Origin of the sequence: Streptomyces sp. NPDC056480 (assembly GCF_042795405.1) — a bacterium.
Taxonomy (GTDB): Bacteria; Actinomycetota; Actinomycetes; order Streptomycetales; family Streptomycetaceae; genus Streptomyces.
This window is the reverse complement of record NZ_JBHTSA010000223.1, coordinates 1-5,326: the sequence shown is the minus strand read 5'-3', so window position 1 is coordinate 5,326 and position 5,326 is coordinate 1. Positions and strand designations below refer to the sequence as shown.

Genomic DNA, 5,326 nt, shown 5'->3' with positions numbered 1-5,326 from the left:
GCACAAGAGGTGCGGGTCCAGGCACAAGGGGCGGAGGCGCCGCCAGAGCGCGCCGTCCCGTGTGCCCACCCGTCCCGCCCTGCGGGACGATTGCCCACACGGCGGGTGGGGTGGGCGAGGGCGCGGCGGCCCGCACGGGGCGGCGGGCCGCAGTTGGCGCGGGCCTCGCGGACGGCGCCGTCCTCGCGGCGGGTGGGCGGCGAGGGCGCGGCGGGCGCGCGGGCGCGCACGGGGGGCCGGGCGGGCGCGCGGGGAACCAGGGGCGGTCCCGACGCAGGGGCGGTGGTCAGCCGATGGCCGCTACCCGGTCTCGGTACGTGCGGGCCGCCGCCGCGTCACGGTACGGCTCCAGGCGGCGTTCGAAGTCGCGTACGTACTCCACCGCCCTCGCCGACCTCATCTCCGAGGCCTGCTGGGCGGCCTCCGCCCCGAGTGCGCAGGCCTGGTCCAGTTCCCCCAGGGCCAGCCGCGAGGTCGCCAGGACCACCCGGCAGAAGAGGCGGCTGCGGGCGAAGCCGGGGGCCCGGAGCTGGAGGGCGCGTTCCGCGTGCTGGGCGGCCGGCCGGTACTGCTGGAGGTCGCGGTGGCAGTGCCCGAGCTCGTCCGCGAGCTGGGCCTCGTCGAACATCCGGGCCCAGTACGGCACCTCGTCGCCCGGCCGCGCCGCCTCGAGGGCCCGTTCGGCCCGTACGAGCGAGGCACTGCACGCCCGCGCCTCGCCGAGGACCGCGTGCCCCCGCGCCTCCACCGCGTGCAGCATCGCCTGGACGACCGGCGGCGCGGCCGGCCCGACGCCCTGCTGGGCGACCCGGGCGAGCTGGACGGCCTCCCGCCCGTGGCCGAGGTAGACGGCCTGGCAGCTCATGGTGAGGAGCACGTACGAGCCGTACGCCCGGTCCCCGGCGGCCTGGGCGAGCCGCAGCGCCTGGACGAAGTAGCGCTGGGCGAGGCCGTGCGCGGCGATGTCGTACGACGTCCAGCCGGCCAGCCGGGTGAGGTCGGCTGCCGCGGCGAAGAGGCGCCGGCCCACGGATTCGCCGTACGTGCCGCGCAGCATCGGCTCGGCCTCGTGCTCCAGGTAGCGGACGAGGGCCTGCCGGGCGTGCCCGCCGCCGTAGGCGTGGTCGAGCGTACGGAAGAGCTCGCCGACCGAGCGCAGGGCCGCGATGTCCCCGCTGGAGACCCGCTGGCCGGGCCCCCGGTCCGTACCGCGCTGCCGGGGCACGGAGAAGCGGCCCTGGGGCGGCACCCTGGGGTCGTGCGCGAGCCGGGGGTCGTGGGCCGGGCGCGGGTCGTGCGCCAGGCGGGCCTCGGCCGTGACCGCGGCGGTGACCGAGGCCGCGGCGCCCGACGAGGGCCGGGGGCCCTGCGGCGCGTCCCCGCGCGCCACCCGGTCGTCGGCGCGGCCGATCAGCCAGTCGCGGCTGGGCACGACCAGACCGGCCGGGGTGAAGGCGATCTTGCGGAGTTCGGCGTGGCTGCCGGAGTCCTTCCGCCAGAGCCCGCTGACGATGTCGACCGCCTCTTCGGGGGTGGCCGCGAACTCCAGGCCCGCGTAGACCGGCGCGCAGGCGTCGAGGCCGAGGTCCTGGGCGGAGAGCCGGCGGCCGAGGCGACGGGTGAAGACCTCGGCGATCAGCGCGGGCGTGGTGCCGCGCGGCTGCTGGCCGCGGAGCCAGCGGGTCACCGAGGTCTTGTCGTACCGCAGGTCGAGACCGTGCTCCAGCCCGAGCTGGTCCACCCGTCTCGCCAGGCCCGCATGGGAGAACCCCGCTTCGGCGATGAGCGCGGCGAGCTGGCGGTTCGGGATGCGCTGCGGTGGTCGTTCCGTCATCAGCTGTGCGGTCTCCTGCCTTCCGGGTCCGGACGGCAGCCCCGTCGGACCCTCATGGAACGGCGTGAATTTAGCGGTCCTCACAGCCTGTACCGCCACCTTCGCCCCACATTCATCCGATCGTGTGAGGATTGACGGCATCGCTGACGTAGGTGGTCCCAGCCACCTGCCGGAGGAGGTCCCGCCCCACCTGCCGGACACGGTCCCCCTCCACCTGCCGGAGGTCCCCTTCCGGCACCGCCGTACAGTGGCATGGGCGCGAATGACGCATGGTGCCGCACCGGCCCGGGATGATCCCCGGATTCCGGTCCCCGGCACCCAGGAGGAGGCATGGCCGTGAGTGAGCTGCGATTCGTCCGGCTTGGGTTCGGCGAGGAAGCCGTCGACTACCAGGTGGCCTGGGACAAGCAGCGCGAGGTGCACGCCGCGCGGTTCGCCGACGAGATCGACGACACCTGTCTGCTCCTCGAGCACCCGCCGGTCTACACGGCCGGCCGGCGCACGGCGGAGAACGAGCGCCCGCTCGACGGGACGCCCGTGGTGGACGTCGACCGCGGCGGCAAGATCACCTGGCACGGCCCCGGTCAGCTCGTCGGCTATCCGATCATGAAGCTGCCCCGCCCGGTCGACGTCGTCGCGCACGTACGCCGGCTGGAGGAGGCGCTGATCCTCACCGCCGCCGAGTTCGGCGTGGAGACGAGCCGGGTCGAGGGCCGCAGCGGCGTCTGGGTGCTCGGCGACCCGGTCGAGCAGCGCCCGGCGCTCGGCGGGCTCTCCCTCGACTTCGACCCGCGGCTGAACGACGAGGAGTTCGACCCGCGGCTGAACGGCCCCGAGTACGCCCCGTCCAACGCCGGCCAGCGCCGCGAGGACCGCAAGCTCGCCGCGATCGGCATCCGGGTCGCCAAGGGCGTCACGATGCACGGCTTCGCCCTCAACGTGAACCCGGACAACGCCTGGTTCGACCGGATCATCCCGTGCGGCATCCGCGACGCGGGGGTCACCTCGCTCGCCAACGAGCTGGGCCGGGACCTCGCGATCGAGAAGGTGCTCCCGGTCGTGGAGAAGCACCTGCGGGCGGTCCTGGAGCAGGCGGAGCTGAAGCCGCGCGAGATCGAGCGTCCGGTGGAGACGGCCTCGGTCTGAGGAGCGCCCGCAGGAATGCAGGGCGCTGGCCAGAGGTTGGCCAGACGTAGTAAGGCATGGGAAGCAACGGCGTACCCTGGTGTCCGCCGAAGAATCGAAGCTACAGGAGCCGATGTGTCCGCAGTCGCACCCGACGGACGCAAGATGCTGCGCCTGGAGGTCCGGAACGCCCAGACCCCCATCGAGCGCAAGCCCGAGTGGATCAAGACCCGGGCGAAGATGGGGCCCGAGTACACGAAGATGCAGAGCCTCGTGAAGAGCGAGGGGCTGCACACGGTCTGCCAGGAGGCGGGCTGTCCCAACATCTTCGAGTGCTGGGAGGACCGCGAGGCGACCTTCCTCATCGGCGGTGACCAGTGCACCCGGCGCTGCGACTTCTGCCAGATCGACACGGGCAAGCCCGAGGCGCTGGACCGGGACGAGCCGCGTCGCGTGGGCGAGTCCGTCGTCACGATGGACCTGAACTACGCCACCATCACCGGCGTCGCGCGCGACGACCTGGAGGACGGCGGCGCCTGGCTGTACGCGGAGACCGTGCGCCAGATCCACCAGCAGACCGCGGAGCGCGCCGAGGGCCGTACCAAGGTCGAGCTGCTCGCGCCCGACTTCAACGCGGTGCCGGAGCTCCTGGCGGAGGTCTTCGCCTCCCGCCCCGAGGTCTTCGCGCACAACGTGGAGACCGTGCCGCGGATCTTCAAGCGGATCCGTCCGGGATTCCGTTACGAGCGTTCGCTCGACGTCATCAGGCAGGCGCGTGACTACGGTCTGGTCACGAAGTCGAACCTGATCCTCGGCATGGGCGAGACCCGCGAGGAGATCAGCGAGGCGCTCCAGCAGCTGCACGAGGCGGGCTGTGAGCTGATCACGATCACGCAGTACCTGCGTCCCTCCGTCCGGCACCACCCCGTGGAGCGCTGGGTGAAGCCGCAGGAGTTCGTGGAGCTCAAGGAGGAGGCCGACGAGATCGGCTTCTCCGGCGTCATGTCGGGCCCGCTGGTCCGTTCCTCGTACCGCGCCGGCCGCCTCTTCCAGCAGGCGATCGAGAAGCGCGGCGCGGTGGACAACGCCACGCAGGCCGTGTGAATCGGAGCACAAGCGGTTACTGGCCGGTAATGGCCTGATTCGACGCGGCCCGTACGGCCCCGCAGCTCAGCGGGGACGTACGGGCCGCGTCGGCGTCTCCCGTGCCCTCCACATGGCCGCATCAACGTTTCATCAGTGTTTGACCACCGGGTCACGCCCTGGTAACACCAGTCTGTGAGCCTGGTTTCACTCACCGCCACGACGCGCTCACATCCCCGCTCGCACCCCCCGCCTCGTCTCATCCGCAATCGAGGGAGGACCCCGACATGCCGGCCGCATCGACGCACGTCCGCGTCACCGCGATCCCGTCCGTCACCGACGCCCTGAAGGCCGTGGAGGCACTGCTCCTCGGCGCCGGGCAGCGCACCGCCCGGCGCAACGCCTGGAACTCCGTCCTGGAGGACCGCCGCCGCGCCAAGGACCGGGTCGAGGCCCAGCACGTGATGGAGGTCGCGTCGGGCCGGACTTCCCGGGCCACGTAAACTTCAGGACATGGCGAGGAAGGCAAACACGGGCAGCGCTGACGCTGCGAACCAGGGGCGGCTCAAGCAGATCGCCCTCACGTACAAGATGACCCGAAAGGCTGACCCCAAGGTCGGACTTGTCGTCGCAGGCGTGGGCATCGTCGTACTCGGTGTCCTCCTCGCGATCGGCTTCCTGATCGGTCACCCGGTCTACCTGGGCATCCTGGGCTTCGTCCTGGCGCTCCTGGCGGCGGCCATCGTGTTCGGGCGGCGCGCCGAGCGCGCGGCCTTCGGGCAGATGGAGGGCCAGCCGGGCGCTGCCGCGGCGGTGCTCCAGAACGTCGGGCGAGGCTGGACGACGACCCCCGCGGTCGCGATGAACCGCAGCCAGGACGTCGTGCACCGCGCGGTCGGCAGGGCCGGCATCGTGCTGGTGGCCGAGGGCAACCCGAACCGGGTGAAGCCTCTGCTCGCGGCCGAGAAGAAGCGGATGAACCGCGTCGTGGTGGACGTGCCGGTGACCGACATCATCGTCGGTGACGGCGAGGGCCAGGTGCCGCTCAAGAAGGTCCGTACGACCATGCTCAAGCTGCCTCGGGTGCTCACCGGCCCGCAGGTGACGGCGGCCAACGACCGGCTTCGGGCGATGGGTGACCTGATGAGCAACATGCCGCTGCCGAAGGGTCCGATGCCGAAGGGCATGCGGATGCCCCGGGGCGGAAAGATGCGCTGACGCGCCCGACCGGAAGCGATCGTTTCCAGAACTGCTCCATGAGGAAGGCCCCGGACCGTGTGACGG

5 protein-coding genes are annotated in these 5,326 nt (G+C 72.2%); 4 read left to right on the top strand and 1 reads right to left on the bottom strand.

Annotation, left to right across the window (positions count from 1 at the left end; translation table 11 throughout):
• Positions 1–286 precede the first annotated feature (286 nt).
• Positions 287–1,834: a regulator gene (locus ACFQ79_RS40165; protein WP_383593214.1), complete on the bottom strand. Its 1,548-nt coding sequence runs from the start codon at positions 1,832–1,834 to the stop codon at positions 287–289.
• A 336-nt stretch (positions 1,835–2,170) separates the two neighbouring features.
• Here ACFQ79_RS40165 and lipB point away from each other — a divergent pair, with 336 nt between their 5' ends.
• From lipB to ACFQ79_RS40145, 4 genes are all read left to right on the top strand, one after another.
• Positions 2,171–2,980 (top strand): lipoyl(octanoyl) transferase LipB, encoded by an 810-nt coding sequence (gene lipB, locus ACFQ79_RS40160; protein WP_383593211.1) that lies wholly within the window; start codon positions 2,171–2,173, stop codon positions 2,978–2,980.
• A 114-nt stretch (positions 2,981–3,094) separates the two neighbouring features.
• The gene (lipA, locus tag ACFQ79_RS40155; RefSeq protein ID WP_383593208.1) at positions 3,095–4,063 is read left to right on the top strand and encodes a lipoyl synthase; all 969 of its coding nucleotides are present in this window, start codon (positions 3,095–3,097) and stop codon (positions 4,061–4,063) included.
• A 266-nt stretch (positions 4,064–4,329) separates the two neighbouring features.
• On the top strand, positions 4,330–4,545 hold the full coding sequence (locus ACFQ79_RS40150) for a hypothetical protein (protein WP_030208220.1): 216 nt from the start codon (positions 4,330–4,332) through the stop codon (positions 4,543–4,545).
• A gap of 10 nt (positions 4,546–4,555) precedes the next feature.
• Positions 4,556–5,260 carry a DUF4191 domain-containing protein gene (locus ACFQ79_RS40145; RefSeq protein ID WP_030314289.1) on the top strand — a complete coding sequence of 235 codons (705 nt, stop codon included), beginning with the start codon at positions 4,556–4,558 and terminating at the stop codon, positions 5,258–5,260.
• Positions 5,261–5,326: the final 66 nt, after the last annotated feature.